Source organism: Deinococcus sonorensis KR-87, assembly GCF_040256395.1.
Taxonomy (GTDB): Bacteria; Deinococcota; Deinococci; order Deinococcales; family Deinococcaceae; genus Deinococcus; species Deinococcus sonorensis.
The window spans coordinates 1554220-1580238 of sequence record NZ_CP158299.1 but is presented as its reverse complement, the minus strand read 5'-3'; the positions used below and the strand labels follow the sequence as shown (position 1 = coordinate 1580238).

Here is a 26019-nt window from a genome sequence, read left to right as displayed (position 1 = left end):
CCGCCGCTGCGGTAGCGTGCAGCGTGCGAAGCAAGGATTTGTGGCTGATGGCGTGGCGCGGCCTGACCCGGCGCCCGGTGCGGACCATCCTGACGGCGCTGGGCATCACGGTGGCGGTGGCCAGCATGGTGATCTTCCTGTCGCTGGGCGAGGGCCTGAGGAAGGTGTTCACCAGCGAACTGGGCGGCATCGGCCCGGACATTCAGGTGTCGCTCAACGGCTTCACCCAGGGGCTGGCCCCCGCCCCCAGCCTGCCGGACCGCACCGAGGCGGACGTGCGGCAGCTGTCCCAGGAGCTCGGCATCGTGCAGGTGACGCCGGTGGTAATGGCGCTGCGGACCAGCCTGGACCCGTCGCAGAGCGTGGTGTTCTACGGCCTGCCGGCCGATCAGGGCATTCGGGCAGTGTTTCCCAAGGTGACGGTGGTGCAGGGCCGCGCGCTGACCCAGGCCGACGAGGGCCAGCCGGTGGCGGTGGTGGGCGCCAAGGCGGCCGAGAACCTGAAACTGAAAATCGGCTCGACCCTGCGGCTGAACCGCCGCGCCGCCGTGCGCGTGACCGGTATCCTGAACCCGGAAAGCGGCCTGACCGATTCCTTCGTGTTCCTGCCGCTCAGCACGCTGCAGAAGGACATCGGCGCCGAGGGCAAGCTGTCGCTGGTGGCAGTGAAGCTGAGGGACCCCCGGCAGGCGCGCACCGTGGCCACCCAGCTGGCCAGGCGGCTGAACCTGGAAGCGCAGACCCAGTCGGACTTCCTGAGCTTCGTGGAGCGGGCGCTGCGCATCAGCGACGCGGTGCGCTTCGGCATCAGCCTGATCGCGCTGATCGTGGGCGGGCTGGCGGTCGCCAACACCGTGATGATGGGGGTGTTCGAGCGCACCCGCGAGTTCGGCACGCTGCGGGCCATCGGAGCGCGGCCCGCCTTCGTGCGGGCGCTGGTGCTGACCGAGAGCCTGCTGCTGAGTCTGGTGGGCGGGGTGTTCGGCATCCTGCTGGGGCTGGTGGGCATCTGGGGTGTGAACGTCTACACCCAGAATCTGGCGGGCATTGACGCGGCGGCCCTGACCGTGCGCCTGACGGTGCTGGCCTTCGGCATCTCGCTGCTGCTGGGGCTGGTGGCGGGGCTGATTCCGGCCCGCACCGCCGGCAACACCCAGATCACCGACGCCCTGGGGCGGGCATGAGCGCCGGGCCTGTGCAGCTGCGCACCGAGCAGCTCAGCCGGGTGTATCCCAGCGGCGAGGGCTCGGTCACCGCGCTGTCCAGCTTCACCCACACCTTCGCACCGGGCATGACGGCGGTGGTGGGCCCTTCGGGCAGCGGCAAGAGCACCCTGCTGAACCTGCTGGCCGGCTTCGACCGGCCGACCGGTGGCACCGTGCGGGTGGGCGACACCGACCTGAACCGCCTCTCGGAAGCGGGCCGCGCCGACTTCCGGCTGAAGCACTACGGCTTCGTGTTCCAGAGCCACAACCTGGTGGCGATCCTGAGCGCGCTGGAGAACGTGGAGTTTCCGCTGATGCTGACCGGGATGCCGGCCCGCGAGCGGCGTGAGCGGGCGCGGACGCTGCTGGAGCAGGTGGGGCTGGGGCAGCGCGCCCACCACATGCCGGCCCAGCTGTCGGGCGGAGAGGCGCAGCGGGTGGCCATCGCCCGCGCGCTGGTGGGCGACCCGGACGTGCTGCTGGCCGACGAGCCCACCGGCAACCTGGACTCGCGCAGCGGCGAGACGGTGCTGAACCTGCTGATGGCGCCGGCCCGCGCTGGCCGGACCGTGGTGCTGATCACCCACGACGCGGAGGTGGCCGCCCGCGCCGACCACACGCTGCGGGTGCGCGACGGTGAGGTGCACGTGGAGGTGCCGGCATAGCGCCGCCGCAGGAGCGGGTGGAGCGGCTGCTGAAGGAGGCCAGATTGGGCCCCTTGCGCGGCTGGTCCACCCTGAGCGGCGGGCACGCCAACGACCTGTACCGCTTGCAGCTAGACGGCCCCCTGCCCAGCGTGGTGCTGCGGTCCTGGCGGCGCGCTCCGGACCGGGCCGCCACTGAGCTGGCCGTGATGCGGCGGGCCTCCGCCGTGGTGCCGGTGCCGGACGTGCTGGCCCAGGACCTGGACCCCGGGGCGCCGCTGGCCCTGCTGGAGGACGTGGCCGGCGTCACGGCCGAGGAGGCGCTGGCGCAGGACCCGCAGGCGGCCCAGTTCATCGGTGAGCGGCTGGGCGACGCCTTCGCCCGGCTGTCTCAGATCCAGTTCGCGGCGGCGGGCCTGATTCCCGATGCCCGGCTGGAGCCGGACCCCTGGCCTCCAGCGTCGGCGGCCGAGCAACTGCTCGGGTTCGCGCACCCCCGCGTCTGGAGTGAAGCCGTACGCGCGTCATTGGGCCCGGCGCTGCAGCGGCGCTGGTGGACACTGATCGAGCAGCACGCCCCACTGCTGAGCGCCGTGGACGACGAGCGCTCGCTGGTGCATGCCGACGCCAACCCCAAGAACGTGATGGTGCGACGGGACCGCTCTGGTTGGAGCGTGGCGGCGGTGCTGGACTGGGAATTCGCGCTGAGCGGCCCCAGCCTGATGGACCTGGGCAACCTGCTGCGCTACGAACCGCGCACCGGTTCCGCGTTCGCATCCGGGGTTCAGCGCGGCTGGCAGGACGCGGGCGGCCCCACCCCACCGGACTGGCTGCGCGTGGCCCGGACGCTCGACGTGTACAGCCTGCTGGACTTCGTGACCCGGCCCGGCCATCCGCTGCACGGCCCGGTGGTGCAGCTGATCCGCAGCGCGGCAGATCAGAACACGCTCTGAGCGGTCAGGAGGCCGGGGTCTGCGGTTTGCGCCGCGACATCACCAGCCAGATGATCAGGCCCACCACCACGCCGCCGCCGATCACGTACCACTGGTAGCGGTGCCACAGCTCGATGAACACGCTGCCGAAGTACCACAGCCCGATCTGCCACGCGGCGGTCCAGCTCAGCGCCCCCAGCAGCGAGTACAGCGCGTAGGTGCGCAGCGGCATGCCGGCCGCCTTGGCATACAGGATGAAGGGGGTGCGGATGGCCCCGAACCAGCGGCTGATGATCACTACCCACGGGCCGCTGCGGGCCATCCAGCGCTGCACCTCCGGTACGCCCATGCTGCCGCGCAGCCGCTCCGGCAGCCGGTTCATGATGCGTCCGCCCAGTTCAAACCCGATCAGGTTGCCGACCCAGTTGCCCAGCCCCCCCCACAGCACGCTCTCCAGCAGGGTGGTCTGGTGCTGGTGCACCAGCAGGCCGCTCGCCAGCATGCTGATCTCGAAGGGAATGCCCGGCAGCCCGATGCCCTCGGCCACCAGCAGCAGGGCGTTCACCACATGCACCCACAGCGGGTTGAGCGTGTTCAGCCAGTGCAGGAAATGGTCCAGCGAGAACACCTGCGAGAGGGCGTGCAGATCCATGCCGGGCCGCGCTCAGCGGCGTCGCGCGATGGGGGTCTGGGCGCCGTACACCTGATCGCCCACGCCCACCAGGAAGTCCAGGTCCTCGCTGAACACGAACAGGTCCACCTGCGAGCCGCGCTCGATGAAGCTGATCTTCTGCCCGGGCCGCACCGTCTCCCCCACCTTGATGTAGGTGCTGATCTTGTTGACGAACTTGTCGGCGATCTCGACCATCGCGACCTTGAGCGGACGTCCGCCCAGCTGACCTTCCAGAAACACCGTCTGGCGCTCGTTCTCCAGCGCGTAGCGCTTGGCGAACAGGTCCACGGCGCGGCGCAGGTAGGTGAGCTGCACGTACTCCCACAGGTCCACCATCGGCAGGTTCAGCTTGGCCCCGTTGTGCGCGATGCCGCTGACCGTGGCACTGAGCGGCGCGTAGTTGAAGTGCACGTCCAGCGGGCTCATGTAGATGCCGATCAGCCAGCCGGTGCCGGGGGTGGTGCCTTCCGGCCACTCGGCGTGCGTGATCTCGCTGACCCGGATCGACTCGCCCAGCTTCTGCGAAGTGATCTCACCGTTCTCGACCCGGCGGATGTACACCACCTGCCCGTCGCAGGGGCTGATCAGCAGGTCGTCGCCCTTGGGCGTGACCCGCACCGGATCACGGTAGAACCAGATGCGTTGCAGGAAATACAGAACCGCCGCCCACACGGCAGCGATGGGCAACAGCACGCGCAGGACCCTCGACACTCGCTTCATGGGGCGAGTCTAGCAGGCCGCCTCCCCCGCTCCCGCTATACTCCCGGCCATGCCCAGCACCGTGCCGCCGCCCACCCTGGGCCTGGAAGAGGAAGTGTTCGTGCTGTACCAGGAGACCAGCGGCACCTTCCGGACCAGCACCGCCAGCTTCCAGGGACTGGCCCGGCTGCTGTGGCGGCACCCGTCGCGCAACCTGGGCGGCACCGCCAGCAATTTCCGGCGCGGTCCGGCGGCCCGGCGCGAGCTGATGAGCAGCGTGGAGATCTCCACCCCGGTCCACGCCCACCCCGACACCCTGCTGATGAGCGCCCTGAGCCGCCGCCGCGAGCTGAGCCGCGCGCTGCCGGACGGCCTGATGGTGCCGCTGGGCCTGCTGCCGGACAGCGACAGCTTTCATACCGCCGGGCTGCACGTGCATGTCGGCGTGCCCCCGGAGCGTCTGGCCACGGTGTACGGCAACCTCGCCCGCTACCTGCCGGTGCTGACCCACGCCAGCGCCAGCAGTCCGTGGTGGCAGGGCCAGCCGGGCGGACCGCTGGAGCGGGTGCAGCACAGCTTCGCGCTGGGGCCGCTGATCTCAGACCCGCTTGCCCGCTTCCAGGACCTGATCGTGACCCGGCGGCTCGGCACCATTGAGCTGCGGGTGCTGGACCCGATCGCCGACCCCGAGCGGCTGCGGGCGGTGCTGCACGCCATCTGGAGCGTGGCCCGGCTGGACGAGGCGCTGCCGTGGAGCCGGTCCACCTACAACCGGCTGCGAGAGGGCTACCGCACCGGCCCGGACGACGAGGTGCGGGCACTGGCCGGCGAGCTGCAGACGATCAGCGGCTTCGACCCGGCCTGGCTGGACCACACCGCTGCCCGGCAGGTGCGGGAGAGCTGGCAGCGGGACGGCGAGGCGGCCACGTTCCGGGCGCTGGACGGAGCCTACCGCAGCGGCGCCTGGGGCGACCTGGGCACCCGCTCCGGCCGGCCGGCCCGCTGGCGCGGCGTCGCCGGGTTTGCCGGGTACTACCTGCCCAAGCTGCCGTACATGGCCCGCAAGGTGCGTGCCGAGCACCACGCCGCGCTGCCGCAGGGGCCGCTGGACATTCCGGACCGCCCCTGACCGCCCACAACCTGGCCGCGCCGCCCGGCATGCCGGGCGTATACTCGCTACGCCATGTTTTCCCGACGTGTTCCGGCCCTGCACCGGCGGCCCCGGCTGCCGGCGGCCCGGCGTCGTCATCTGGCGGCAGGACTGGCGCTGCTGCTGGGCCTGTTGAGCGGGGCGGCCATCAACGGCTGGCGCTGGCTGCCCACCGGCAACGTCGTGATCGGGCAGGTGCAGGGGGGCGCCGCCGGCCTGCCGGAGAGCGCGCCGCTGTCGGGGCGGGTGCTGGTGATCTCGCCGCACCCCGACGACGAAACGCTGGCGGTGGGCGGCATCATTCAGGACGTGCTGAACCGCGGCGGTCAGGTGGACATCGTCTTTCTGACGAGCGGGGACGGGTTCGCCTGGGACGCCCGCGCCACCGAGAAGAAGCCGGTCGTCCGGGCCAGTGACCTGCTGCGGCTCGGCGAGGCGCGCATGAATGAGGCGACCCAGGCCGCACAGGTACTGGGGGTGGACCGCGCGCACGTCACGTTCCTGGGCTTCCCCGACAAGGGCCTGCAGCGCATCTACCTCCAGAACTACCTCACGCCCTACACCAGCCGGCAGACCGGGATGAACCGGGTGCCGTACCAGCGCGCGCTGCATCCCGGCACCCCCTACACCGGCCAGGAGCTGGAGCGTCAGATGAACGAGCTGCTGACCCGGCTGCACCCGGACATCGTCCTGGCCCCCAGCGTGCGTGACCATCATCCGGATCATCAGGTGGCGGCGTTCCTGGCCGGACGGCTGGCCCCGCAGCACCACGCGCGGCTGTACGCCTACATGGTGCACGGCGGGGTGGAATGGCCGCTGCCCAAGGGCAACCATCCGCAGCTGCCGCTCAGCCCGCCCAGCCGCAGCGTGGACGGGCAGTCGTGGCAGCGCTATCCGCTGAGCGCAGCCCAGGAGCAGCGCAAGGCCCAGGCGGTCAGCATGTACCACAGCCAGCTGCAGATCATTCCACGCTTTATGCAGGCGTTCGTGCGGACCAACGAACTGCTGCTGCCGGTGCCGGTGCAGCCCTGAGCATGGAGCGGCAGCGCACCCTGGACGGCAGCTGGACCGTCTACAGCCCACAGCATGCCCAGACCTACGGCTCGCGCCACGGGGCGGCCACCCAGGCGCGGGAGGTGTTCCTGAGCGGCAGCGGCACCGCGCAGCACCCGGCCCCGGCGGTGCTGGAGGTGGGCTTCGGGCTGGGGCAGAACTTCCGCGTGACCCTGCAGGACACGCTCCGCCGGGGCGTGCCGCTGCAGTACCTGGCCTACGAACAGGCCCCGGTGGACGAGCAGACGCTGCGCGAGGTCTCAGCCGACGACCCGCTCGCGCAGCATCCGGTGTGGCAGCAGCTGCTCACCCGGTGGGGCGGCCCGCTGCAGATCGGGACGCCGGCGCTTCAGCTGGAACTGCGGTGCGCCGACGTGACCACCGTGGCGCTTCCCTGCGGCTGGGCCAGCGCCGTGTATCTGGACGGCTTCAGCCCGGCCTGCAATCCGGAGGTCTGGACGCCGGACTTCCTGGCTCGGCTGGCGGCCACCCTCAGACCCGGCGGCGTGCTGGCCACCTACAGCGCAGCCGGCCGGGTCCGGCGCGGCCTGATGGCGGCGGGGCTTCAGGTGCAGCGATGCCGGGGACCGGCCGGCAAGCGGGAAGTGCTGCGCGCCATCCGGCCCGTCTGAACCCGGAAGGCCGTCATGCCCTACCCTGATCCGGTGAAGCTGCTGGTGATTGGGGGGGGCATTGCGGGCGCGAGCGTGGCGTATTTCGCGGCTCAGGCCGGGCTGCAGGTCACCGTGATCGACGCCGCCGAGGGCCAGGCCAGCCGGGTGCCGGCCGCGCTGCTGAATCCGGTGCGCGGCCAGAGTGGCCGGGTGGACCCGCGCGCCCTGGAGGGGCTGCAGCTCACCTGGCAGCTGATCGAGACCCTCTCCCGTCAGGGCCATGCCATCCCCCATGCCCGCAGCGGCCTGCTGCGCCCGTTGCCGGACGACCGCACCCGCCAGAAGTTCGAGTCCGGGCTGCCCACCGACCTGCCGCACCACTGGCTGACTCCGGACACCTCGCCGGTGCCGCTGGCCGGCGGCTGGGCCCACGTGCTGCACCTCCCCGACGCGGGCTGGCTGGACGGCGGCGCGCTGACCGACGCCCTGATCAAAGCGTCTGGAGCCGTCCGGCGACCGGGCCGAGCCCGCCACTGGGATGCCCAGACCGTCACGCTGGAGCACGGCGAGCGGCTCCAGGCGGACGCGGTGGTGTGGTGCGGGGGCAGCCGGGGCGCGGACTGGGCCGGCCTGGAGGCGGTGCACCGGGCCGGCAGCGTGCTGACCCTGGACCGGCCCGCCAGCGCGCTGCCCCTCAGCTACGGTGCGTACCTGATCCCGGCGGCCCGGGGCGGCGTGCTGGGCGCCACCTTCGAGGCCCCCAGCGCCCGGCACCACGCGGGCGGCCCGCCGCTCCGTTCGCTGCAGTGGCTGCTGCAGAAGGGCGCGGCCCTGACTGCGGACTTCTCCCCCACCGTGACCGGCCTGTGGACCGGCGTGCGGCTGTCCGGCGAGCGGTCCGGGCGGCAACCGGGCGGCTGGTTTGCCCTGAGCGGCCTGTCGAGCAAGGGGTTTCTGCTGGGGCCGCTGCTGGCCCGCCGCGTGGTGGCCAGCCTCGCCGCCGAACGTCCCTGAACCGGTGACAGCGCCCGGGCGGCCGAGCCGGAAAGCGGCGGCAGATTTCCACTAGACTGACGGCACTATGGCGAAGTACAGAATCTGCTTGATCGAGGGAGACGGCATCGGCCACGAAGTCATCCCCGCCACCCGCCGGCTGCTGGAGGCTGCCGGACTGGACGCCGAGTACGTGACGGCCCAGGCCGGGTACGAGTACTACCTGGACCACGGAACCAGTGTGCCGCAGGCCACCTACGACGCGGTCGAGACCACCGACGCCACGCTGTTCGGGGCCGCCACCAGCCCCAGCGGCGAGAAGCCGCCCGGCTTCTTCGGGGCCATCCGGCACCTGCGTCAGAAGTACAGCCTGTACGCCAATGTGCGGCCCACCAAGACCCGGCCGGTGCCGGGCGCCTACGACAACGTGGACCTGGTGATCGTGCGAGAGAACACCCAGGGCCTCTACGTGGAGCAGGAGCGCCGCTATGGCGACACCGCCATAGCTGACACGGTCATCACCAAGGACGCCAGCGAGCGCATCGGCCGCTACGCCGCCAATCTGGCGATGCAGCGCGGCAAGAAGCTGACGGTGGTGCACAAGGCCAACGTGCTGCCGGTCACCCAGGGCCTGTTCCTCAACAGCATCCTGGACCTGACCCGCCCGATGACCGACCTGAACACCAGCACCATGATCGTGGACAACGCTGCCATGCAGCTGGTGCGCAACCCGTCGCAGTTCGACGTGATGGTCATGACCAACATGTTCGGCGACATCCTCTCTGACCTCGCGGCCGGGCTGGTAGGCGGTCTGGGCATCGCGGCCAGCGGCAACATCGGCGACAAGTTCGGCATCTTCGAGTCGGTGCACGGTTCTGCTCCCGACATCGCCGGCCAGGGCGTGGCCAACCCTACCGCCAGCATGCTGGCCGCCGTGCTGATGCTGCAGCACATCGGCGCGACCGACGTGGCGGCCCGCATTGATGAGGCGGTCAACACGGTGCTGACCGAGGGGCCGCGCACCCGCGACCTGGGCGGCAGCGCCGGAACCGAGGAGTTCACCAACGCGGTGATCGCCCACCTGAAATAGGCTCACAAACTCCACATTTTCAAAGTTTTTCACAGTTCGGCGGCCTCCAGGCCGCCGTTAACCATTCATCTCCTCTTTATCTCAGGGGGGGAGCATTCAGGGGTACTGACAAAGGCCCCCTCAGGAATTTGCCTTGTCAGACTTCTGAAAGCCATGCGGTGATGTTATGGAACCCACGTTGGAGGGCCAATCCAATCCTGCTTCTTCTCCGGCCCACACTGGCAACTGCGGCGATTTGATGAGGAAATGCTAAAATCGGCCGTAATGTAATCCTGGAGGCAGAATGTCGAGTGTCCTGCAACGCCTACTCAATCCACGGCCCAATGCCATCGGCGTCGAGATCGGCACCAGTGCCATCAAGGTGGTGGCCCTCAAGCCTGGGTCCCCCCCGATCCTGCAGCACGCGGTGACGATTCCGACCCCCATCGGCAGCATGCGAGACGGCCTGGTGGTGGAGCCTCAGGCGGTGGCGAACGAACTCAAGAACCTGCTGGCCCAGCACCGGATCACCACGCGTCAGGCCGTGACCGCCGTGCCGAACCAGTCGGCGGTCACCCGCAACATCATGGTGCCGCGCATGGAGCGCAAAGACCTGCAGGACGCCATCAAGTGGGAAGCGGAGCGCTACATCCCCTACCCCATCGACGAGGTGTCGCTGGACTTCGATCTGCTGGACGACCCGGCCAACATCCCCGAGGACGGTCAGATGGAGGTGGTGATCGCCGCCGCGCCCAGCGAGGCGGTGGCCCGCCAGATCGAGGTGCTGCAGTTGGCCGGCCTGGAGCCGGTGATCGTGGATCTCAAGAGCTTCGCCACCCTGCGCGCGCTGCGCGGCAACCTGGCCGGCGAGCACCTGACCCGCACCACCCTCACCACCAACCCCTATGACAGCCACGGTGAGGTGGCGCTGGTGCTGGAAATCGGCGCGAGCAGCAGCGTGATCTCGCTGGTGCGCGGCGAGCGGGTGCTGATGGCGCGCAACATCGGGGTGGCCGCCGACGACTTCACCACCGCGCTGCAGAAGGCCTTCGACCTGGACTTCAATGCCGCCGAGGAGGTCAAGGTCGGCTACGCCACCGCCACCACGCCCACCGAGGACGAGGAGGACCTGCTGAACTTCGACAGCGCCCGCGAGCAGTACAGCCCGGCCCGCGTGTTCGAGGTGATCCGGCCGGTGCTCGGCGACCTGATCACCGAGATCCGCCGCTCGCTGGAGTTCTACCGGGTCCAGAGCGGCGACGTGGTGATTGACCGGACCTTCCTGGCCGGCGGCGGCGCCAAGATGCGCGGCATCGCGGCGGCCATCAGCGACGCGCTGGGCTTTCGGGTCGAGGTGGCCAGCCCCTGGCTGAGCGTTCAGACCGACCAGGCCGGCATCGACACCGGCTACCTGACGGCCAACGCCCCTGAATTCACTGTGCCACTCGGCCTGGCCCTGAGAGGTGTGCTATCCCGTGGTTGAGATCAATCTGCTGCCAGCGCAGTACCGCAAACGCAATGAACCGAACGCCTGGCGCTACGCCAGCATGGCACTGGTGCCACTCACGGTGCTGGGCCTGCTGATCCCCAGCGTGGTGATCGGGACCATTCAGGGCAACGTGCAGCGTGAGCTGGACGCCACCAACGGCCAGCTCACGGCCCTGCAGCCGGCCAAGCGCGAATACGACGACCTGAACCGCCAGAAAACCGAACTGCAGCAGGTCACGGCAGTGGCCGATACCCTTCAGGCCAGCAAGACCTACTGGTCAAGCGACCTTGCCCGCATGATCAACGCGCTGCCCAGCACCAAGGGCGTGGCGCTCACCACCCTGACCATGCGCACGGTGGACAGCAACACCCAGACCAACCATCAGCAGCAGGGCCTCTACGACGGCAAGATGGTCAGCAAGGAGTTCGACCTGACCGGGCAGGCCAGCAGCACCCAGACGCTGGTGGAGTTCCTGAACGCCTTCGAGAACAATCCGAACTTCGGCGTGAACTTCCGCAGCGCCCAGCGTGGGGAGGCCGGAGCCAGCAGCACCGGCACCGAGCCGTACACCTTCAACGCCACGGTCGGCCTGGTCAGTCAGGCGGCCACCCCCAGCACCCCCAGCACGCCGGTTCAGTCCAGCACCGGTGCCGGAACCGGAGGGCAGAACTAGATGTCGAAGCTCAACGCCCGGAACACCTTCCTGCTCGTGCTGGCAGCGTGTGTGCTCATCGCGCTGGCGTGGTGGTCCCTGTACTTCCAGACCCGTCAGCAGCAGATCGCCGATCTGCACAGCCAGCTGGACTCGGCCAACCAGACGCTGGCCCTGTACCAGCAGGCCAGCGCCGGCCTGCCGGCCCTGCGGACCGAGGTGGCCGGCCTGCAAGTCAAGCGCGACGTGTTCCTGCAGGCGCTGCCGCCCCGCGCCAGCATCGGCACGGTGGTGTCGGCCATCCGCCAGAACGTGGCCTCCACCGGCGATGACCTGCAGAGCGTGGTGATCGGGAATGCAAGCCCCGACAGCAGCCTGCCGGCCGGCGTGCAGCCGATCACGCTCAACCTGCAGGTGAGTGGCCGCTTCCAGCCGACCTTCCAGCTGATCCGCGCCATGGAGACCATGGGCCGGTTCTCAAACCTCAGCTCGCTGAACCTCACCATGCCCACTGCCGACAGCCTGGATCCGAAGCTGACCAGCTCGATGGGCGTCACCATCTACACCTACGACGCGGCCAAGGCGCCGGCGACGGGCAGCGGCGCGGCCGGCCTGCCCCAGGCCCCCGCCGCACCCGCGACTGAGACCCCAGGAGGCATCCGGTGACGGCCGACAAGCCCTCGATTGATACGGCGGTGGATCCCGACGCCCCGCGTTTCCAGCTGTCGCGCCCGCTGGTGCTGACCCTGGTGGGTGTGGGCATCGTGGGGGCCGTGGCCGGCTGGTACGTGTGGGACACCAACCGCACCAACGCCGCCCTGACGGTGCCGCCGGCCCAGATCACGCCCAGCGCCCCGGCTGCTGTAACACCTGCGGCCGTGCCCTCCACGCCCGCCGTGGCCGGCACCACGCCCACCTCCACTCCCGAAGGCGTGCAGGACATTCCGTTCCTGACGCCCCAGGCCAGCCCCGGCATCACTGCCTCGGTCCCTGAGGAGCCGGACGGCATCAACCCGGCCGACCCGCTGGCTGCTGTGCCTAACAGCAACCCCTTCAGCCCATTGAGCGTCACGGCGCCGCCCAGCAGCGTGGCGACCACGCCGGCCGGCACCTCCAGCAGCGCGCCGGTGTCCAGTGGCGCCGTAACCAGCCTGCCGCAGACGCAGGCTCCGGCGCTCAGCAGCGGCGGCGTGATTCCGCTGCCGAGCGTGCCGGTGGCCGGCACCGGCAGCACAGGTACAGGCACCGGCAGCAGTGGCGGCGTGGTGCTCAGCGGCGGCAGCAAGACTGCGGCGCCCACCACCAGCGCCCCGGTGCTGTCACAGGGCGGCGTGGTGCCTCTGCCGAGCGTCCCGCTGGGCGGCAGCACCGCCACGGTGCCGGGCACCGCCGCCGTGCCGAGCGGCGCCGTTGTGCCCAGCACGGCTCCCGCCACCGCCCTGCCCGGCACGACTACGGCCGCAGCGGTCACCCCACCGCCGGTTCCGGCCGTGAAGCCGCCGACGCCGGGCATCGTGACCCCGCCAGTCAGCAGCCTGGGGCTCAGCACGCCCAGCCGCGCCACCCCGGCAGACACCACCCCAAGCACCCCGGCCACCGGCGAGGCCCTGCCGCTGCCCGACGCGGCGGTGCCCGGTCTCATTACCCAGCTGGGCAGCGCCAACACGCCGTCCACCCCGGCCCTCAGCCCGCTGGACCAGCTGGTCCAGAGCCGTGACCTCAGCTTCAACGCGGTGGTGCTGGGCCCGATCAATACGGCCATCTTCAAGACCTCCACCGGCTTTGTGGTGGTGCCCACCGGCCAGACCCTGCCGAACAGCTCGGTTCAGCTCAAAGACGTGACCGCCACCAGCGCCACCCTCAGCCTGGGCACCGACACCAAAACTCTCGAACTCGACAAAAGGTGAGCCATGAAGAACCGTACCCTGACCCTCGTGTTGACCGCCGCGCTCGGCCTGGCAAGCGCACAGACCTCCGGCTCCACTCCGGCGGCCAGCACGCCTGATACCCGGTTGGCTGCCGCGAATGTCAGCCTTGAGATCGGGACGTACAGCGGCCCGCTGTCCTCGATGCTGGCCGCGGTGGCCAAGGCCGCCGGCTACGACGTGATCTTTGACACCAACGTGGACGCGCTGGCCGGCGCCCAGGGCACCACCCCGAGCACCCCCGACGCCGGTGCCCGGCCGGTGGTCTATAACTTCCGCAACACGCCCTTCAATCAGGTGTGGCCACTGCTGATGGACGTATACGGCCTGAACTACCAGGTCACCACCCTGGGCCAGACCCGGGTGATCCGGGTGGGCACCCAGCCGGTGCAGCAGATCATCGCGCTCCCCCCCACGCTGGACTCCACCCTGGTGGCCAACCAGGTGAAGCGCGCCTTTGGTTCGGTGGTCCGCACCACCCAGACCACCGGCAGCAACGCCGCCCAGAACGGCGCCAGCACCACGGCCCAGAACACCGTGACCTCCGCCGAGGACGTGGTGCTGGACTCCCCCACCCTCAAGATCGTGCCGCTGACCTCACCCAACGGCCTGATCGTACGCGGCACCAGCAAAGAGGTGCTGCAGGTTGAGGCGCTGACCCAGACGATCATCAAGTCCCAGCCGGCCGCGCTGGCGCCGGTGGTCCCGAGTGCGCCGGCCCCGGTGGTGCAGCAGGTGTACACGGTCAAGGGGCAGCAGGCTGACGCCGTGTCGGTGCTGGCCGCCCAGTTCCCCACCCTGCGGGTGACGCCGGTGGGCCAGACCGGCCAGCTGATCCTCAACGGCACCCAGGCGCAGCTGACGGCCGCCCTGGGCCTGCTGGGCCAGGTGGACCGGGCGCCCGGCGCCGCCCCGACGACCGTGCAGCGGATCTTCCAGCTGGTCAATGCGCAGGCCGACGACGTGAAGAGCGTGCTGGAAGGCACCCTGCAGCGCGACCTGACCAGCACCGGCCTGGTGGGCAACGCTACGCCGGTGGTGCAGGCGGACGGCACCACGGTGATCCAGACGCCCAGCAGCGCCACTCCCAGCACGCCCGCCAGCAGCGCGAGCACCGCCGGGACCGCCTCTGCGGCGACCATCATCGCCGACAAGCGCACCAACACCCTGATCGTGCGCGGCAGCCAGCAGCAGGTGACGCAGATCGCGGAGATCATTCCGACGCTGGATGTGAAGGTGCCGCAGATCAACGTGCAGGTGCGCATCCAGGAGATCGGAGAGACCGCCTCGCGCTCGCTGGGCGTGGACTGGAAGGCCGGCTTCGGCAACTTCGTGGTGAGCCTGGCATCCGGCAAGCTCAGCGCCGTGTTCGACCCGACCCAGAGCCTGATGGGCTTCAACCTGGGCGCCACCCTGAACGCCCTGGAGGACCAGAGCCTGACCAAGCGCGTCTATGACGGCTCGGTGACGATGCAGAGCGGCCAGCGCTCGCTGGGCAGCAGCGGCGGCACCGAGAACGCCTCCAGCAGCGCGGCGGCGCACATCCAGTCGGGCGGACGGCTGGAGCTGAATATTCCCTCCAGCGCCGCCAACGTGCCGGCCATCAGCAAGCAGATCGACTACGGCGTGACGCTGGATTTCTTCAGCCCGCAGGTGGCGCCGGACGGCACCATCACGCTGCGGGTGCGCGGGGTGGTGAACAACCTCAACAGCGCCATCACGCCCAGCGAGGTGCCGAACATCCTGCAGTTCACCAACAGCGAGGCGCAGACCACCATCACCTTCAAGCCGGGCGAGACGGTGCTGCTGAGCGGACTGCTGGGCACCAACACCACCAGCACCAGCAGCGGTCTGCCGTTCCTGTCGAGCCTGCCGGTGGTGGGGCCGCTGTTTGGCCAGAAGAGCACCCGCACCGAGCGCACCCAGCTGCTGGTGGTCATCACCGGCGACGTGCTGAAGTAAGCGCGGGCGCTGCACAGCGGGCCGGTCCTGAGGCGGGGACCGGCCCGCTTTCTGTTCGCCACTGTGACCACATTCCCCCTCACCCGGCGGGCGCAGAATAGGTGGTACCTCATGCCTCGCCCACTGTTGACCCTGGCTGCGCTGGCGGCCCTGTCCGTTTCCACCACCCTGGCCTCGCCTGCCCAGGACCTGTTCAATCAGGTCAATACCCTGATTCAGGAGCAGTACGGTGGCCTGAGTCCGGTGGACCGCCCTGCCCTGACCCGTGAGTACCAGACCCGGTTGGACGCGGTGTGCCGCGCCACCGCACAGACCTGCAGCCGTGAGACCGCCTACCCGGTGCTGGAAGCCGAGGTCAACGCGCTGAATGACGAACACAGCAACTTCGAGCGGCCCGATGCGTTTCAGGACTTCGTGGCCAGTGCCACCGGGGGCAGCCGCCTGCAGTTCGGGGTGCGGCTGGCGAACCTGAACGGCGAGAACCGCGTGGTGCTGGACGTGGTGCCGGGCAGCACCGCCGACGAGGCCGGATTGCGGCGCGGCGACGTGTTCCAGAGCATCAACGGCCAGCCGTACACCTACGCCGGGCTCCGGGAGGCGCGAGAGAAGGGCCAGCCCACCACGCTGAGCGTGCAGCGCGGCACCCAGACGCTGAGCGTGACGCTGACCGCCCGCGAGACCAGCACCCGTGAACTGCCGACCCTCAGCATGCAGGGGACGGTGGCCGTCATCCGGATTCCGTCGTTCCTGGCAGGCGGCGGTGTGGCCAACCGGGTGCACGAACTGGTAGCGCAGGCGCAGACCAACCGGGCCAGCGGCATCGTGGTGGACCTGCGCGGCGATCCGGGCGGCGACCTCAGTGAGTGCGACGGCGCTGCCAGCGCGTTCGTGCCGACCTTCACCCGGCTCAGCCGCAGCCCAGACGGCGACGCCCGGACGGTGGTCAGCCGCGGCAGCCGGCTGGAGGACGGACGCATCCGCAGCAGCGTCAACCGTCCGTCCTTCTGGAGCGGCCCGCTCAGCGTGATTGTGGACCAGTCCAGTGCCTCGTGCAGCGAGTTCTTCGCCTATGAGATCCAGTACGCCGGGCGCGGCAAGATCGTGGGCGAACCGACCGCCGGCGTCGGCAACACCGCCACCCAGGTGTTCCAGCTGGACGACGCGGCGCTGCAACTCACGGTGCTGAACTACGCCAAGCCGGACGGCACCCCGTACCCGGAGCGCGTGACGCCCGACATCCCTGGCAAGGACGACATCCTGAAGCTCACCCAGGGCGAAGATGTGCTGCTGCAGGCGGGCATCGAGGCGCTCAGCACGCAGATGCAGCCGGCTGCACTGCCGACGGACCGCTCAGACCAGAACAGGCCGCACCAGGAAAACTGAGCGGGAAGGGCACCACGCCATGGGACGGAGAAGACTCCGTCCCATGCGTGCTTTTGTGGATTGACGCTGAAGGAAGCAGTGAGTGCCCCGCCAGGGCCGAGCTTCAAGCGGTGGAGCTCAGCCTGGTACACGCGCTTCCTGGCATTCCTGGCAGCGGCATTCAGCGCAGTCTGAGTGTGGATACACCTGTCGTCGCCCGCTTCGAGCTACGCTCGCGCTCAGTTCAGCCGCGCACCACTTCCAGCAGTTTTTCGCCGTAGCGCCGCAGCCGCTCCGGTCCCATGCCCTTCACGGCCTTCAGGTCGGCCTCGGTATACGGCACCTGACGCGCAATCTCGGCCAGGGTGGCGTTGGAGGCGATGATGAAGCGGCTGACCGCCTGCCGCTTGGCCTCGGCATTGCGCCACTCGCGCAGCCGGGCGAAGATGGCCTGCTGCTGCTCGGTGAGGTCGGCGGTGGGGTCGGCGCTGCCTTCCGGCGGCAGGTCCGGGGGCGGCATCGGCTCCGGGTCCGGGGCCACATCCGGGGTCGGCGGGCCGGTCAGCTCGGGCGTTGCGGCGCCGCCCTGCTCCTCCGGCCACTGATCGGCCGGCTGACTGTCAGAGATGACGATCTCCGGCTGCACGACCGGGGTCGGCGCGTCTGGCCGGACCACCCGGCCCCGGCGCCCGCGCCGGCCAGCCGGCTCCGGCGTGGGGGCTGCAGTGCTGGCCGCTGGCGCCGGCGCCGGCTCAGCGGCTGGGGCCACCACCGGCAGCGGACTGAAGACGAACTCACGGTCCGAGTAGTCCTGGCCGCTGGTCGGTGCGGAGGTGGGCGTGGCCTCTACCCGCTCCGCGGCAGCCGGGGCCACGACCGGCTCGGCCTCCGCCATGGGCGGCGTCTCCCGCTGAGGCAGCGGCGTGGGCTGCGGGTCAGGCCGCCGCTCCTCACGGGCTTCGCGTACCGGAGCTGGGGCCGCAGCGCTAGCGCTTTCCCTTTCCGGCTGCGGCCGGGCACGTTCCTGGGATGGTGCGGCGGGGGCTGGGGCCTCATCCGGCAGCGGCGCCATGCCGCCCAGATCGCCCAGCACCGCCCAGGCATCGTCCACCGACTCGATGCCCACCGTCACCAGCGTTCCGGCCGACACCACCCGCGCCGCCGAGAGGTTGCCGCCCAGCCGCGTGACCGTGCTGGCCGAAACGTGCTCCAGCAGCATGACACCGCCCGACACCGGCAGCGCCGCCCGGCCGAAGCGTTCCAGGATGCGCTCGCCGTTGCGCGAGCGGCGGTTCATCCGCAGCGCCAGAGTGGACAGGTCGCGCAGCGCCAGCGCCACCGCCAGGTCGGCGGGCGGGGCCGCCACCCGGCGCGGCACCGGCCCCAGGCCCAGCAGCACGCTCAGGCTCACGTCCCCAAAGCCGGTGAGTGTCACGGCGTCGCGGTACACCACCGCCTCGGCGCCCTGGTCCAGCCAGTGACCGCCCGGCGCCAGAGTGGCGTCCACGATCACCGGCAGGTCGGCGCGGCGGGCCCGGTTCAGGACGCGTTCATCCGGTTCCAGCAGCCACGCGGCACGCGCGCCGTGCCACTGGCCCTCGCTGCTGCTCAGCGCCAGGCCGAACTGGGCATACAGGTCGCGCGGCAGCGGCAGGCGCGGGTCGGTGCGGATCAGGCCGGGGCCGGTCAGGGCCGAGAGCTGGGCGGCCAGCGCTTCCTCGGAATCGAGCAGCATGGCCCAGCTGGCCCCTTCCAGGGCGCACAGCAGTTCCTCCAGACGGGCGTGCGGCTCTCCGGCCTGGGCGTGGGCCTGGGCGAGCCTGGTTTCGAGCGGGTTGGTCATGCGCTCTATCATGACAGCTGGATGCCGCCACGTGGATGGTGTGCCGGGGGCCGGGGCCGCCCTGTCTGTTACTTGCCGAAGCGGCGCTTGCGTCCCTGGTAGTCGCGCAGCGCCCGCAGGAAGTCCACCCACCGGAAGCCCGGCCAGTACACGTCACAGAAGTAGAACTCGGAATACACGCTCTGCCACAGCATGAAGCCGCTCATGCGGATCTCGCCGCTGGTGCGGATGATGAAGTCCACCTCCGGCAGCCCGGCGGTATAGGTGCGGGCGCTGATGTCGTCCGGCCCCAGCCCTTCGGCAGCCTGCTCCAGCGTGGCGCCCTGCTCCGCCTGATGCTGCAGGTACACCTTGACGGCGTCCACGATCTCCTCGCGCCCGCCGTAGCCCACCGCAATATTCAGCTGCATGCCCTGGTAGCTGGCGGTGGCCTGCTCCAGCTCCTTCAGCGCGTCCAGCACGTGGTCGGGGAAGCCGCCGTGCTGCCCGATGGCCCGCACCCGCACCCGGTTGCCGTGGATGCGCGGATCGCGCGCCAGGTTGCGCGCCTCACGGTCGAACAGCTTCATCAGGTGCGCCACCTCGGCCGGATCCCGCTTGACGTTGTCGGTGGACAGCACCCAGATGGTGACAGCCGGAATGCCCAGTTCCAGGCACCACTGCAGCACCTCGTGCGCCTTGTCAATGCCGAACTCGTAGCCGATCTCGCGCTGCACTCCCGCCGCCTTTGCAAAGCGCCGGTTGCCGTCCAGAATCAGCCCCAGGTGCTGCGGCAGCTTGCCCCCGGTCCGCACCTTGCGCCGCAACCGACGTTCATACCACCAGTACACCGGCTTGGCCACCAGATTGCGCAGCTGGTAGACCCCACGGGCCAGCTGGACCGGAGCGGAGGAAGGTCGAGGAGCAGCCATCGGGAGGTAGTGTAGCGCTTCAGAGGAACAGAAACGGGGCAACCTGTCCGCCGGAGGACGCCGGGCCGCCCGCTCCCTCTCCCCGGTGGCTCAGGCGCCCTTGCGCCAGCGGCCCTTGCTGCGGTGGCCCACCCGGTTGCCCGGCAGGGCGGTGCGCGCCTGCACCTGCTGGTCGTCCCAGCGCAGCATCACGGCCAGCCGCGCCCGGCTGATGATGTGGTGCGGGTGCTTGGGAATGAAGGCCGTCACCACGTCCAGGAAGCCCCGGCGCTGCGGTCCCTCCTCGTGCAGCTGCACCACCACATGCAGCGGCAGCCGGATGCCGCCCGACTCGAAGTAGCCGCACACCAGCCAGCGGCGCTCCTCCGGGTATACGGCCTTGACCCGCCCGGCCACCATCACTCCCACAATGTCGTGTTCCAGAAAGCCCTCCGCGCGGGCGTGACCCACCGCGTGCGGGCAGATGTGATACTGGCCGTCATACACCAGCTCGCGCAGCCGGGCATGCGCTCGGTGCAGCTGGAAATCGCTGGTCTCGATGCCCTCCAGCTCGGCCTCCCGCTGCGGCTTAACCGGACGCATCGGCAGCGGCGCGGGTGGCGGCGGGGGACTGCGGCGCGCCTCCTTCTCGGCACGGGCCAGCTGGGCACGGAGGTGGAGCAGCTCAGTGTGGTCACGCATAGCAGCCTCCCGGAACAAACCTCAACACCACAAAATGAAAACGCCCCCGTCAGAACACGCCATTCGTGTCTGGTGGGGGATGTCACGTCGTACCCAGTTCAGGGCATACACACAGTTTAGCAGCCGCTGGAGCCGCAAAGGTGTGCCGGGTTCCGGACCGTTTCTTTCACCCGGCCTTCCATTTGTCCTGGCCCGGCTGCTCTAGGCTACAGGCATGTTGACCGAGCGTCCCCGCCGTTCCCGCCGCACTGACGCGCTGCGCGCCCTGACGCGCGAGGTGCGCCTGTCCCCAGAGCAGTTCATTCACCCGATGTTCGTCCACGAGGGCGAAGGCGAGCAGCCGATCACCACCATGCCGGGCGTGTCGCGCCATGACCTGCCGGGCGCGGTGGCGCAGGCGCGCTTGGCCCAGTCGCTGGGCATCCGGAGCGTGATTCTGTTCGGGATTCCGGACCACAAAGACCCGGACGGCAGCCAGGCCTACGCTGAGCACGGCATCATCCAGCGCGCGGCGCGGGCCATCAAGGACGCCTGCCCGCAGCTGACCGTGATCGCCGACACCTGCCTGTGCGAGTACACCGACCACGGCCACTGCGGCCCGCTGTGCCAGACCGGCACAGGCGAGTGGACGGTGGACAACGACGCCGCGCTGACGCTGCTGGCCCAGACGGCCGTGTCGCAGGCCCGCGCGGGTGCGGACGTGATCGCGCCCAGCGCCGCCATGGACGGCATGGTGGAGGCCATCCGCACCGCACTGGACGACGCTGGCTTCAGCCACGTGCCGGTGATGAGCTACGCCGTGAAGTACGCCAGCGGCTACTACGGCCCCTTCCGTGAGGCGGCCGGCAGCACTCCCAGCCAGGGCGACCGGGCCAGCTACCAGATGGACCCGGCCGGCGGCTACCGGGAGGCGCTGCGTGAGGCGCGGCTGGACGTGGAGCAGGGTGCCGACTACCTGATGGTGAAGCCGGGCCTGCCCTACCTGGACGTGTTGCGGGTGGTGCGTGACAGTTTTGACCTGCCGCTGATCGCCTACAACGTGTCGGGCGAGTACGCGATGGTCAAGGCGGCGGTCCAGGCGGGCATGCTGGACGAGCGCCGCACCGTGCTGGAAACGCTGGTGGCCTTCCGGCGGGCCGGAGCGGACGCCATCATCACCTATCACGCGCTGGACGCCGCCCGCTGGCTGCGGGGGGAGTAAGGGCGAATACCCCCATCAACCGTGATGTTTTTCTCACTTTCTTCTCCACCTGAAAGAATCGAGAGAGAGGCCAGTCTTTAAGCTCTGTTCATGACCATGCATCACACTCCTACACCGCCACTGGCTGGTCTGATCGAAGCCCGGATGCGTCAGCTGAACTGCGCCACCGCCGAGGAATTTGCCCAGGAGGCGGACGTGAGCCGCTACGCCGTCGAGGCGCTGCTGCGCGGCCACGACGCGATGGGGATCGAGTACACGCCCAGCCTGCATGCGCTGGTCAACCTGTCGCACGCGCTGCGGACGCCTGCCCACGAACTGCTGTACATGCTGTGCCCGGACGCGCTGAGCGCCACCGTCTGGACCGCTGACGCCTGAATTGATCGGCAACCCAAGAGGGCACCGGAATTCCTCCGGTGCCCTCCGCCATTTCGGGGGCCGTCAGGCTCCCGGTTGCAGGTAGGCCAGCAGCAGCGCCAGCGTCGCGTCCAGGTCGCGCACGTGCACCGATTCCACCACACTGTGGATATAGCGGGTCGGCAGGCTGAGCGTCAGCGTGGGCACACCCTCGCGGCTGCGCTGGATGGCCGCGCCGTCGGTGCCGCCCTGCGACAGCACCTCCAGCTGATAGCGGATGCCCCGCTGCTCGGCCAGGTCCACGAACTGGTCCACCAGCCAGCCGGTGCTGATCATGGTGCTGTCGAAGACCTTGATGCCCACGCCCTCGCCCATCTTCGTCACGGCCTCGTCCGGACCGACACCGGGGGTATCCACCGCCAACGTCACGTCCAGGCCGATGCCTATGGTGGGCTGCACGGTATAGGCCGCCGTGACCGCCCCGCGCAGCCCCACCTCCTCCTGGGTGCTGAACACCGCGTACAGGTCGTGCTGCGGGCGGCCCTGCAGGTTGTGCAGCAGTTCCAGCAGCAGGTACACGCAGGCGCGGTCGTCCATCGCCTTGCCGACCATCAGGCTGCCCATCCGGCGGGCGGTCTGGTCCAGCGTCACCATGTCGCCCACCCGCACGCGCCGCCGCACCTCTTCCGCCTCCAGGCCGAAGTCGATGAAGAATTCGCGCAGCTCCGGCACCTTCTTGCGGTCCTCAGGGGTCGCGATGTGCACCGGGCGGCCCCCCGGCGTCAGGATGCCCGGCAGCGGTCCGCTGCGGGTGTGCACCGTGACGTTGCGGGCGAACAGGTTACGGGGATCGAAGCCGCCCAGCGGCTGCACCCGGCCATAGCCTTGATCGTCGAGGTAGCGCACCAGGAACCCGATCTCGTCCATGTGGGCGCTGATCATCACCCGCTCGCGCGGCTCCTCGCCCTGGCCAGCCCGGAACGCGAGCACGTTGCCCATCGGGTCCACGCGCACCTCGTCCACCAGCCCGTCCAGCTGCGAGAGCACGAAGTCGCGCACCGCGTCCTCGCGGCCCGGCACCCCGTTCAGGTCCGAGAGCTGCTGCAACAGGTCCAGCCTGAGTTCCGGTCCGTTCACCATGCGTATGCCTCCGGCGCCTGACCACCGGGGCCAGGCCAGATTTCGTCCAGTTTCTTGAGGGTGCTTTCGTCCAGCCGCAGCTCCACGGCCCGCAGCGCGCCGTCCAGCTGCTCGGCGGTGCGCGGTCCGATGATCGGGGCGGTCACCACCTCCTGATGCAGCAGCCAGGCGAGCGCCACATCGGCCGGCTCGGCGCCCAGGTCACGGCAGAGCTGCTCGTACTGTTCCAGCTGTGGCCGGTGCTGCTCGATGGCTTTCTGCACGCCCTCGCTGGCGCGGCGGCCACTCTCGGCCTTCTGCAGCGCGCCGCCCAGCAGCCCGCCGCCCAGCGGACTCCAGGGAATCAGGCCCAAGCCGAAGGCGCGGCAGGCGGGAATCACCTCCAGCTCGATCATGCGGGCGTTCAGGTGGTACAGACTCTGCTCCGACACCAGCCCCATGAAGTGCCGCTGGGCCGCCAGCGTGTTCGCCTGGGCGATGTTCCAGCCGGCGAAGTTGCTGCTGCCCACATACAGCACCTTGCCTTCCCGGACCAGCTGTTCCATCGCCTGCCAGATCTCCTCCCAGGGGGTGCGGCGGTCAATGTGATGCATCTGGTACAGGTCAATGTGGTCGGTCTTGAGCCGGCGCAGGCTGTCCTCACAGGCCTTGCGGATGTGGTACGCCGACAGCCGCTGGTCGTTCGGCCCCTCCCCCATCCGGCCGTAGACCTTGGTGGCCAGCACAATCTGGTCGCGCTTGCCGGGGTTCTGCTCCAGCCAGCGCCCGATGATCTGCTCGGTCACGCCTTCGCCCAGCTTCTGCCCGTACACGTTGGCGGTGTCGAAGAAGTTGATGCCCAGATCCAGCGCCCGGTCCATGATCTGCTGGCTGTCCTGCTCGCTGGTCTGCGGCCCGAAATTCATGGTGCCCAGACACAGCGGGCTGACCTGCAGGCCGGTGCGTCCCAACTGACGGTACTCCATAGCTTGATTCCTCCCTGTTGAACCTGTTGACCTTAAAACCCCTGACCCGGCGGGAATGGTAAGACGCCTGACGTTGGCCATCGCCGTTTCTTAACCGACCCCTTTACTTTTTTGCTAGGAGACAGAGCTCGTTCTCAGATGGCCGATCAGAGTGCATCGCAGCCTGCAACTCTTTATTTACCTTAATGAAGATTAGGGTCCGACTATAAAGCCTGAAATGAGATCACAACTCGGATGCGAGAGATTTTCACATGTCCTTAAGACCTGTTCTCACCTGCTTCAGATTTCAGTCAGATTCCTCCACTTCATGTGGAAGTAATTCATAGACCTCACTTGAGTAAAGGACTTTTCACATTGCAAATGGTGTAGGTTTAAGGCTTCCCCGGAAAATCTTAAATAATGCCCACATAATTTCCTAACTTCCTTTAGTTAAGTTCATCTTGCTTGCCGAGTTCACCGGCCCCGTCGAAAGAGACTTGGCAGCCCTGTTCCACCGCTGTGGCCTGAGGCCCAGCTGCCCGTTCCCAACCCCACTTCACATGTCTTGTCAGAAGCCTGACGGCGAGACTCCCCGCCCACCCCGGGCAGGACCAGCCAGCAGACCCACGCCAAGCGCGTGCAGGAGATTTCAATGACTCTGAACCCTACCCCCAATAAGCACACGGCGCCCCGTCCTTCCGTTCTCGGTCTGGTGACCCTGCTCACCCTGACCCTCGCAGCCTGTGGGCAGCGCGGCACGCCGGACGCCCCCACCGCCGACACGGCTGAGACGGAAGCGGCCATCACCGCTGCAGCGCCCGCCGCCTTTCCTGAGGACGGACAGGGGGAGGAGTGGACCGACACGCCGGACCCGGACACCGAGGGCGGCGACCTGACCATCGACACCCTCTCGATCGACAAGGGCAACAACACCCTGAGCAATGAGCGCTGGACCACCGCCAGCAACGGCTGGGGCCCGATCGAAAAGAACCGCAGTGTGGGCGGCAACAAGAGCGGCGACGGCAAGTCGCTGAAACTGAACGGCAGGACCTACACCAGCGGCTTCGGCACGCATGCCAACTCCTCGATGACCTTCAACATCGGCGGGAAGTGCGCGACCTTCACGTCGGACATCGGCCTGGACGACGAAGTGGGCAGCCTGGGCAGCGTGGTGTTCCAGGTCTGGGCGGACGGCACCAAGCTCTATGACAGCGGCCGCATGACCGGCAGCAGTGCGACCAAGGCCGTGAACGTCAATGTGGCCGGGAAAAAGTCCCTGAAGCTGGTGGTGACCAATGCCGGCGACAGCAACAACTTTGACCACGCCGACTGGGCGAACGCCATGCTGCACACCTGCACCACCTCCGGCACCTCCACACCCCCGGTGACGCCGCAGGGCTTCGGTGGTCCGATCACCATCACGAAGGGCGGAACGTACAGCGGCAACTGGGAGAGCAAGAATCCGAACGTCCCAGTCATCACGATCAAGACCAGTGAGCCCGTCACGATCCAGAACAGCACGCTGCGTGGCCGCGGTACGCTGGTGGCCGGCTTCTACAACCGCGTGACCCTACGCAACAACAAGGGCTACGTGCTCAACCCCAACGTGTACGGCAAGAACCTGGGGCGGTTTGCCAACCTGGAGCAGGCGTACAACATCACCATCGAGAACAACTACTTCGAGCACGGCACCGGCATCTACCTGCGCAGCTTCTACGGCAGCGCCAGCAAGGGTGAAGGCATCCGCATCCGCAACAACAAGATGCGTGACATTGACGGGCGCCAGAGCAACGGCAACAACGGGTATAACGGCAAACGGAACATCAGCCAGGCGGTGCTGTTCAACAGCATCCAGCGGGTGGCCAACGTGGACATCAGCTGGAACGAGATCATCAACACGCCCGGCAACAGCTACACCGAAGAGAACATCAACCTGTACATGAGCAGCGGCACCGCCAGCAGCCCGATGCGGGTGCATGACAACTACATCCAGGGCGCCTACAACGACAATCCGGCGTACAACGCGACCTACCCGGGCGGCGGGATTCTGCTGGGCGACGGGCAGGCGAGCGACCCGAGCCTGATGGGCCACGCCCGGGTGTACAACAACCAGATTGTCGGCACTTCCAACCACGGCCTGGGCATCGCGGGTGGGGTGGACAACCAGATCTACAACAACCGGGTGATCAGCAGCGGTCGCCTCCCGGATGGCCGCCCGATCGCGGCGCAGAACGTGGGCCTGTATGTGTGGGACCCGTACAAGCTGGGCCAGAAGCGTCCGGCGATGTTCGCGAACAACGTGATGCGGGACAACTTCGTGATGTGGACCAAGGTCAAGAGCAATGGCAGCACCACGACCAACCCCTGGTGGGTGCCGAACTGCGGCCTGAACAACACCGTCTGCAGCGGCAACGTGAATGGCGGCACCGCCACCCTCGACACCGAGAAGCAGGAGTACCAGCGCTGGCTCAATAAGCTCGCTTCCTCTGGCGTCAAGGTCGGCCCTCAGTAAGCCCCGACACT

The 26019-nt window shown here is 68.8% G+C and carries 24 protein-coding genes; 17 read left to right on the top strand and 7 right to left on the bottom strand.

The window, feature by feature from the left end; translation table 11 throughout:
* Nucleotides 1-23: 23 nt before the first annotated feature.
* The 3 genes from ABOD76_RS13005 to ABOD76_RS12995 are packed head-to-tail and all read left to right on the top strand — an operon-like array spanning nt 24 to nt 2802.
* Nucleotides 24-1184 carry an ABC transporter permease gene (locus ABOD76_RS13005; protein ID WP_350242389.1) on the top strand — a complete coding sequence of 387 codons (1161 nt, stop codon included), beginning with the start codon at nt 24-26 and terminating at the stop codon, nt 1182-1184.
* Entirely contained in the window at nt 1181-1870 is a 690-nt protein-coding gene (locus tag ABOD76_RS13000; RefSeq protein ID WP_350242388.1) for an ABC transporter ATP-binding protein, read from the top strand. The genes ABOD76_RS13005 and ABOD76_RS13000 overlap by 4 nt, the downstream gene beginning before the upstream one ends.
* A 17-nt stretch (nt 1871-1887) precedes the next feature.
* Nucleotides 1888-2802, top strand: coding sequence for a phosphotransferase (locus ABOD76_RS12995; protein ID WP_350242387.1), 915 nt, complete (start codon nt 1888-1890; stop codon nt 2800-2802).
* A gap of 4 nt (nt 2803-2806) precedes the next feature.
* Here the strand turns inward: ABOD76_RS12995 and ABOD76_RS12990 are convergent, their stop codons facing one another.
* Together ABOD76_RS12990 and ABOD76_RS12985 are read right to left on the bottom strand one after the other, a co-directional pair.
* Nucleotides 2807-3433 (bottom strand): DedA family protein, encoded by a 627-nt coding sequence (locus ABOD76_RS12990; RefSeq protein ID WP_350242386.1) that lies wholly within the window; start codon nt 3431-3433, stop codon nt 2807-2809.
* A gap of 12 nt (nt 3434-3445) precedes the next feature.
* Nucleotides 3446-4174, bottom strand: a complete 729-nt coding sequence (locus ABOD76_RS12985; RefSeq protein WP_350242385.1) for a phosphatidylserine decarboxylase — start codon at nt 4172-4174, stop codon at nt 3446-3448.
* Nucleotides 4175-4223: 49 nt separating this feature from the next.
* Between ABOD76_RS12985 and ABOD76_RS12980 the strand changes: the two genes are divergently transcribed.
* From ABOD76_RS12980 to ABOD76_RS12930, 11 genes are all read left to right on the top strand, one after another.
* A complete protein-coding gene (locus ABOD76_RS12980) occupies nt 4224-5282 on the top strand; it encodes a glutamate-cysteine ligase family protein (RefSeq protein WP_350242384.1) in 1059 nt (352 codons plus the stop codon).
* Nucleotides 5283-5336: 54 nt separating this feature from the next.
* The gene (locus ABOD76_RS12975; protein WP_350242383.1) at nt 5337-6335 is read left to right on the top strand and encodes a PIG-L deacetylase family protein; all 999 of its coding nucleotides are present in this window, start codon (nt 5337-5339) and stop codon (nt 6333-6335) included.
* Between the two features lie 2 nt (nt 6336-6337).
* Entirely contained in the window at nt 6338-6988 is a 651-nt protein-coding gene (gene mnmD, locus ABOD76_RS12970; RefSeq protein ID WP_350242382.1) for a tRNA (5-methylaminomethyl-2-thiouridine)(34)-methyltransferase MnmD, read from the top strand.
* A 33-nt stretch (nt 6989-7021) separates the two neighbouring features.
* Complete coding sequence (locus tag ABOD76_RS12965; RefSeq protein WP_350242381.1) at nt 7022-7984, top strand: NAD(P)/FAD-dependent oxidoreductase; 963 nt, start codon at nt 7022-7024, stop codon at nt 7982-7984.
* A gap of 67 nt (nt 7985-8051) precedes the next feature.
* On the top strand, nt 8052-9053 hold the full coding sequence (locus ABOD76_RS12960) for an isocitrate/isopropylmalate dehydrogenase family protein (RefSeq protein ID WP_350242380.1): 1002 nt from the start codon (nt 8052-8054) through the stop codon (nt 9051-9053).
* A gap of 283 nt (nt 9054-9336) precedes the next feature.
* A complete protein-coding gene (gene pilM / locus ABOD76_RS12955) occupies nt 9337-10515 on the top strand; it encodes a type IV pilus assembly protein PilM (RefSeq protein ID WP_350242379.1) in 1179 nt (392 codons plus the stop codon).
* Complete coding sequence (locus ABOD76_RS12950; protein WP_350242378.1) at nt 10508-11194, top strand: fimbrial assembly protein; 687 nt, start codon at nt 10508-10510, stop codon at nt 11192-11194. Before pilM ends, ABOD76_RS12950 begins: the two co-directional genes overlap by 8 nt.
* Complete coding sequence (locus tag ABOD76_RS12945) at nt 11195-11839, top strand: type 4a pilus biogenesis protein PilO (RefSeq protein ID WP_350242377.1); 645 nt, start codon at nt 11195-11197, stop codon at nt 11837-11839.
* Nucleotides 11836-13080 carry a hypothetical protein gene (locus ABOD76_RS12940; RefSeq protein ID WP_350242376.1) on the top strand — a complete coding sequence of 415 codons (1245 nt, stop codon included), beginning with the start codon at nt 11836-11838 and terminating at the stop codon, nt 13078-13080. Before ABOD76_RS12945 ends, ABOD76_RS12940 begins: the two co-directional genes overlap by 4 nt.
* A gap of 3 nt (nt 13081-13083) precedes the next feature.
* Complete coding sequence (locus ABOD76_RS12935) at nt 13084-15060, top strand: type II secretion system protein GspD (protein ID WP_350242375.1); 1977 nt, start codon at nt 13084-13086, stop codon at nt 15058-15060.
* 111 nt (nt 15061-15171) lie between these two features.
* Nucleotides 15172-16443, top strand: a complete 1272-nt coding sequence (locus ABOD76_RS12930) for a S41 family peptidase (protein WP_350242374.1) — start codon at nt 15172-15174, stop codon at nt 16441-16443.
* Between the two features lie 223 nt (nt 16444-16666).
* On the opposite strand, the gene ABOD76_RS12925 is transcribed toward ABOD76_RS12930, so the two are convergent.
* From ABOD76_RS12925 to ABOD76_RS12915, 3 genes are all read right to left on the bottom strand, one after another.
* The gene (locus ABOD76_RS12925) at nt 16667-18265 is read right to left on the bottom strand and encodes an HRDC domain-containing protein (protein WP_350242373.1); all 1599 of its coding nucleotides are present in this window, start codon (nt 18263-18265) and stop codon (nt 16667-16669) included.
* 68 nt (nt 18266-18333) lie between these two features.
* Entirely contained in the window at nt 18334-19176 is an 843-nt protein-coding gene (locus ABOD76_RS12920) for an isoprenyl transferase (protein WP_350242372.1), read from the bottom strand.
* A gap of 90 nt (nt 19177-19266) precedes the next feature.
* Complete coding sequence (locus ABOD76_RS12915; RefSeq protein WP_350242371.1) at nt 19267-19857, bottom strand: hypothetical protein; 591 nt, start codon at nt 19855-19857, stop codon at nt 19267-19269.
* Nucleotides 19858-20071: 214 nt separating this feature from the next.
* On the opposite strand from ABOD76_RS12915, the gene hemB reads away from it, so the two are divergent.
* Both hemB and ABOD76_RS12905 read left to right on the top strand, forming a co-directional pair.
* Complete coding sequence (gene hemB / locus ABOD76_RS12910; RefSeq protein WP_350242370.1) at nt 20072-21058, top strand: porphobilinogen synthase; 987 nt, start codon at nt 20072-20074, stop codon at nt 21056-21058.
* Between the two features lie 90 nt (nt 21059-21148).
* Nucleotides 21149-21433, top strand: coding sequence for a helix-turn-helix transcriptional regulator (locus ABOD76_RS12905; protein ID WP_350242369.1), 285 nt, complete (start codon nt 21149-21151; stop codon nt 21431-21433).
* Nucleotides 21434-21496: 63 nt separating this feature from the next.
* On the opposite strand, the gene ABOD76_RS12900 is transcribed toward ABOD76_RS12905, so the two are convergent.
* Entirely contained in the window at nt 21497-22552 is a 1056-nt protein-coding gene (locus ABOD76_RS12900; RefSeq protein ID WP_350242368.1) for a M42 family metallopeptidase, read from the bottom strand.
* Nucleotides 22546-23517 carry an aldo/keto reductase gene (locus ABOD76_RS12895; protein ID WP_350242367.1) on the bottom strand — a complete coding sequence of 324 codons (972 nt, stop codon included), beginning with the start codon at nt 23515-23517 and terminating at the stop codon, nt 22546-22548. Before ABOD76_RS12895 ends, ABOD76_RS12900 begins: the two co-directional genes overlap by 7 nt.
* 631 nt (nt 23518-24148) lie before the next feature.
* On the opposite strand from ABOD76_RS12895, the gene ABOD76_RS12890 reads away from it, so the two are divergent.
* Nucleotides 24149-26008, top strand: coding sequence for an NPCBM/NEW2 domain-containing protein (locus ABOD76_RS12890; protein WP_350242366.1), 1860 nt, complete (start codon nt 24149-24151; stop codon nt 26006-26008).
* The last annotated feature ends 11 nt before the right edge of the window (nt 26009-26019 follow it).

Excerpts from the sequence above, each read along its gene's own strand:
- ABOD76_RS13000 (WP_350242388.1), top strand. The coding sequence starts at position 1,181 with ATGAGCGCCGGGCCTGTGCAGCTGCGCACCGAGCAGCTCAGCCGGGTG.
- ABOD76_RS12990 (WP_350242386.1), bottom strand. The coding sequence starts at position 3,433 with ATGGATCTGCACGCCCTCTCGCAGGTGTTCTCGCTGGACCATTTCCTG.
- ABOD76_RS12985 (WP_350242385.1), bottom strand. The coding sequence starts at position 4,174 with ATGAAGCGAGTGTCGAGGGTCCTGCGCGTGCTGTTGCCCATCGCTGCC.
- ABOD76_RS12980 (WP_350242384.1), top strand. The coding sequence starts at position 4,224 with ATGCCCAGCACCGTGCCGCCGCCCACCCTGGGCCTGGAAGAGGAAGTG.
- ABOD76_RS12975 (WP_350242383.1), top strand. The coding sequence starts at position 5,337 with ATGTTTTCCCGACGTGTTCCGGCCCTGCACCGGCGGCCCCGGCTGCCG.
- mnmD (WP_350242382.1), top strand. The coding sequence starts at position 6,338 with ATGGAGCGGCAGCGCACCCTGGACGGCAGCTGGACCGTCTACAGCCCA.
- ABOD76_RS12960 (WP_350242380.1), top strand. The coding sequence starts at position 8,052 with ATGGCGAAGTACAGAATCTGCTTGATCGAGGGAGACGGCATCGGCCAC.
- pilM (WP_350242379.1), top strand. The coding sequence starts at position 9,337 with ATGTCGAGTGTCCTGCAACGCCTACTCAATCCACGGCCCAATGCCATC.
- ABOD76_RS12945 (WP_350242377.1), top strand. The coding sequence starts at position 11,195 with ATGTCGAAGCTCAACGCCCGGAACACCTTCCTGCTCGTGCTGGCAGCG.
- ABOD76_RS12935 (WP_350242375.1), top strand. The coding sequence starts at position 13,084 with ATGAAGAACCGTACCCTGACCCTCGTGTTGACCGCCGCGCTCGGCCTG.
- ABOD76_RS12930 (WP_350242374.1), top strand. The coding sequence starts at position 15,172 with ATGCCTCGCCCACTGTTGACCCTGGCTGCGCTGGCGGCCCTGTCCGTT.
- ABOD76_RS12925 (WP_350242373.1), bottom strand. The coding sequence starts at position 18,265 with ATGACCAACCCGCTCGAAACCAGGCTCGCCCAGGCCCACGCCCAGGCC.
- ABOD76_RS12920 (WP_350242372.1), bottom strand. The coding sequence starts at position 19,176 with ATGGCTGCTCCTCGACCTTCCTCCGCTCCGGTCCAGCTGGCCCGTGGG.
- ABOD76_RS12915 (WP_350242371.1), bottom strand. The coding sequence starts at position 19,857 with ATGCGTGACCACACTGAGCTGCTCCACCTCCGTGCCCAGCTGGCCCGT.
- hemB (WP_350242370.1), top strand. The coding sequence starts at position 20,072 with ATGTTGACCGAGCGTCCCCGCCGTTCCCGCCGCACTGACGCGCTGCGC.
- ABOD76_RS12905 (WP_350242369.1), top strand. The coding sequence starts at position 21,149 with ATGACCATGCATCACACTCCTACACCGCCACTGGCTGGTCTGATCGAA.
- ABOD76_RS12900 (WP_350242368.1), bottom strand. The coding sequence starts at position 22,552 with ATGGTGAACGGACCGGAACTCAGGCTGGACCTGTTGCAGCAGCTCTCG.
- ABOD76_RS12895 (WP_350242367.1), bottom strand. The coding sequence starts at position 23,517 with ATGGAGTACCGTCAGTTGGGACGCACCGGCCTGCAGGTCAGCCCGCTG.
- ABOD76_RS12890 (WP_350242366.1), top strand. The coding sequence starts at position 24,149 with ATGACTCTGAACCCTACCCCCAATAAGCACACGGCGCCCCGTCCTTCC.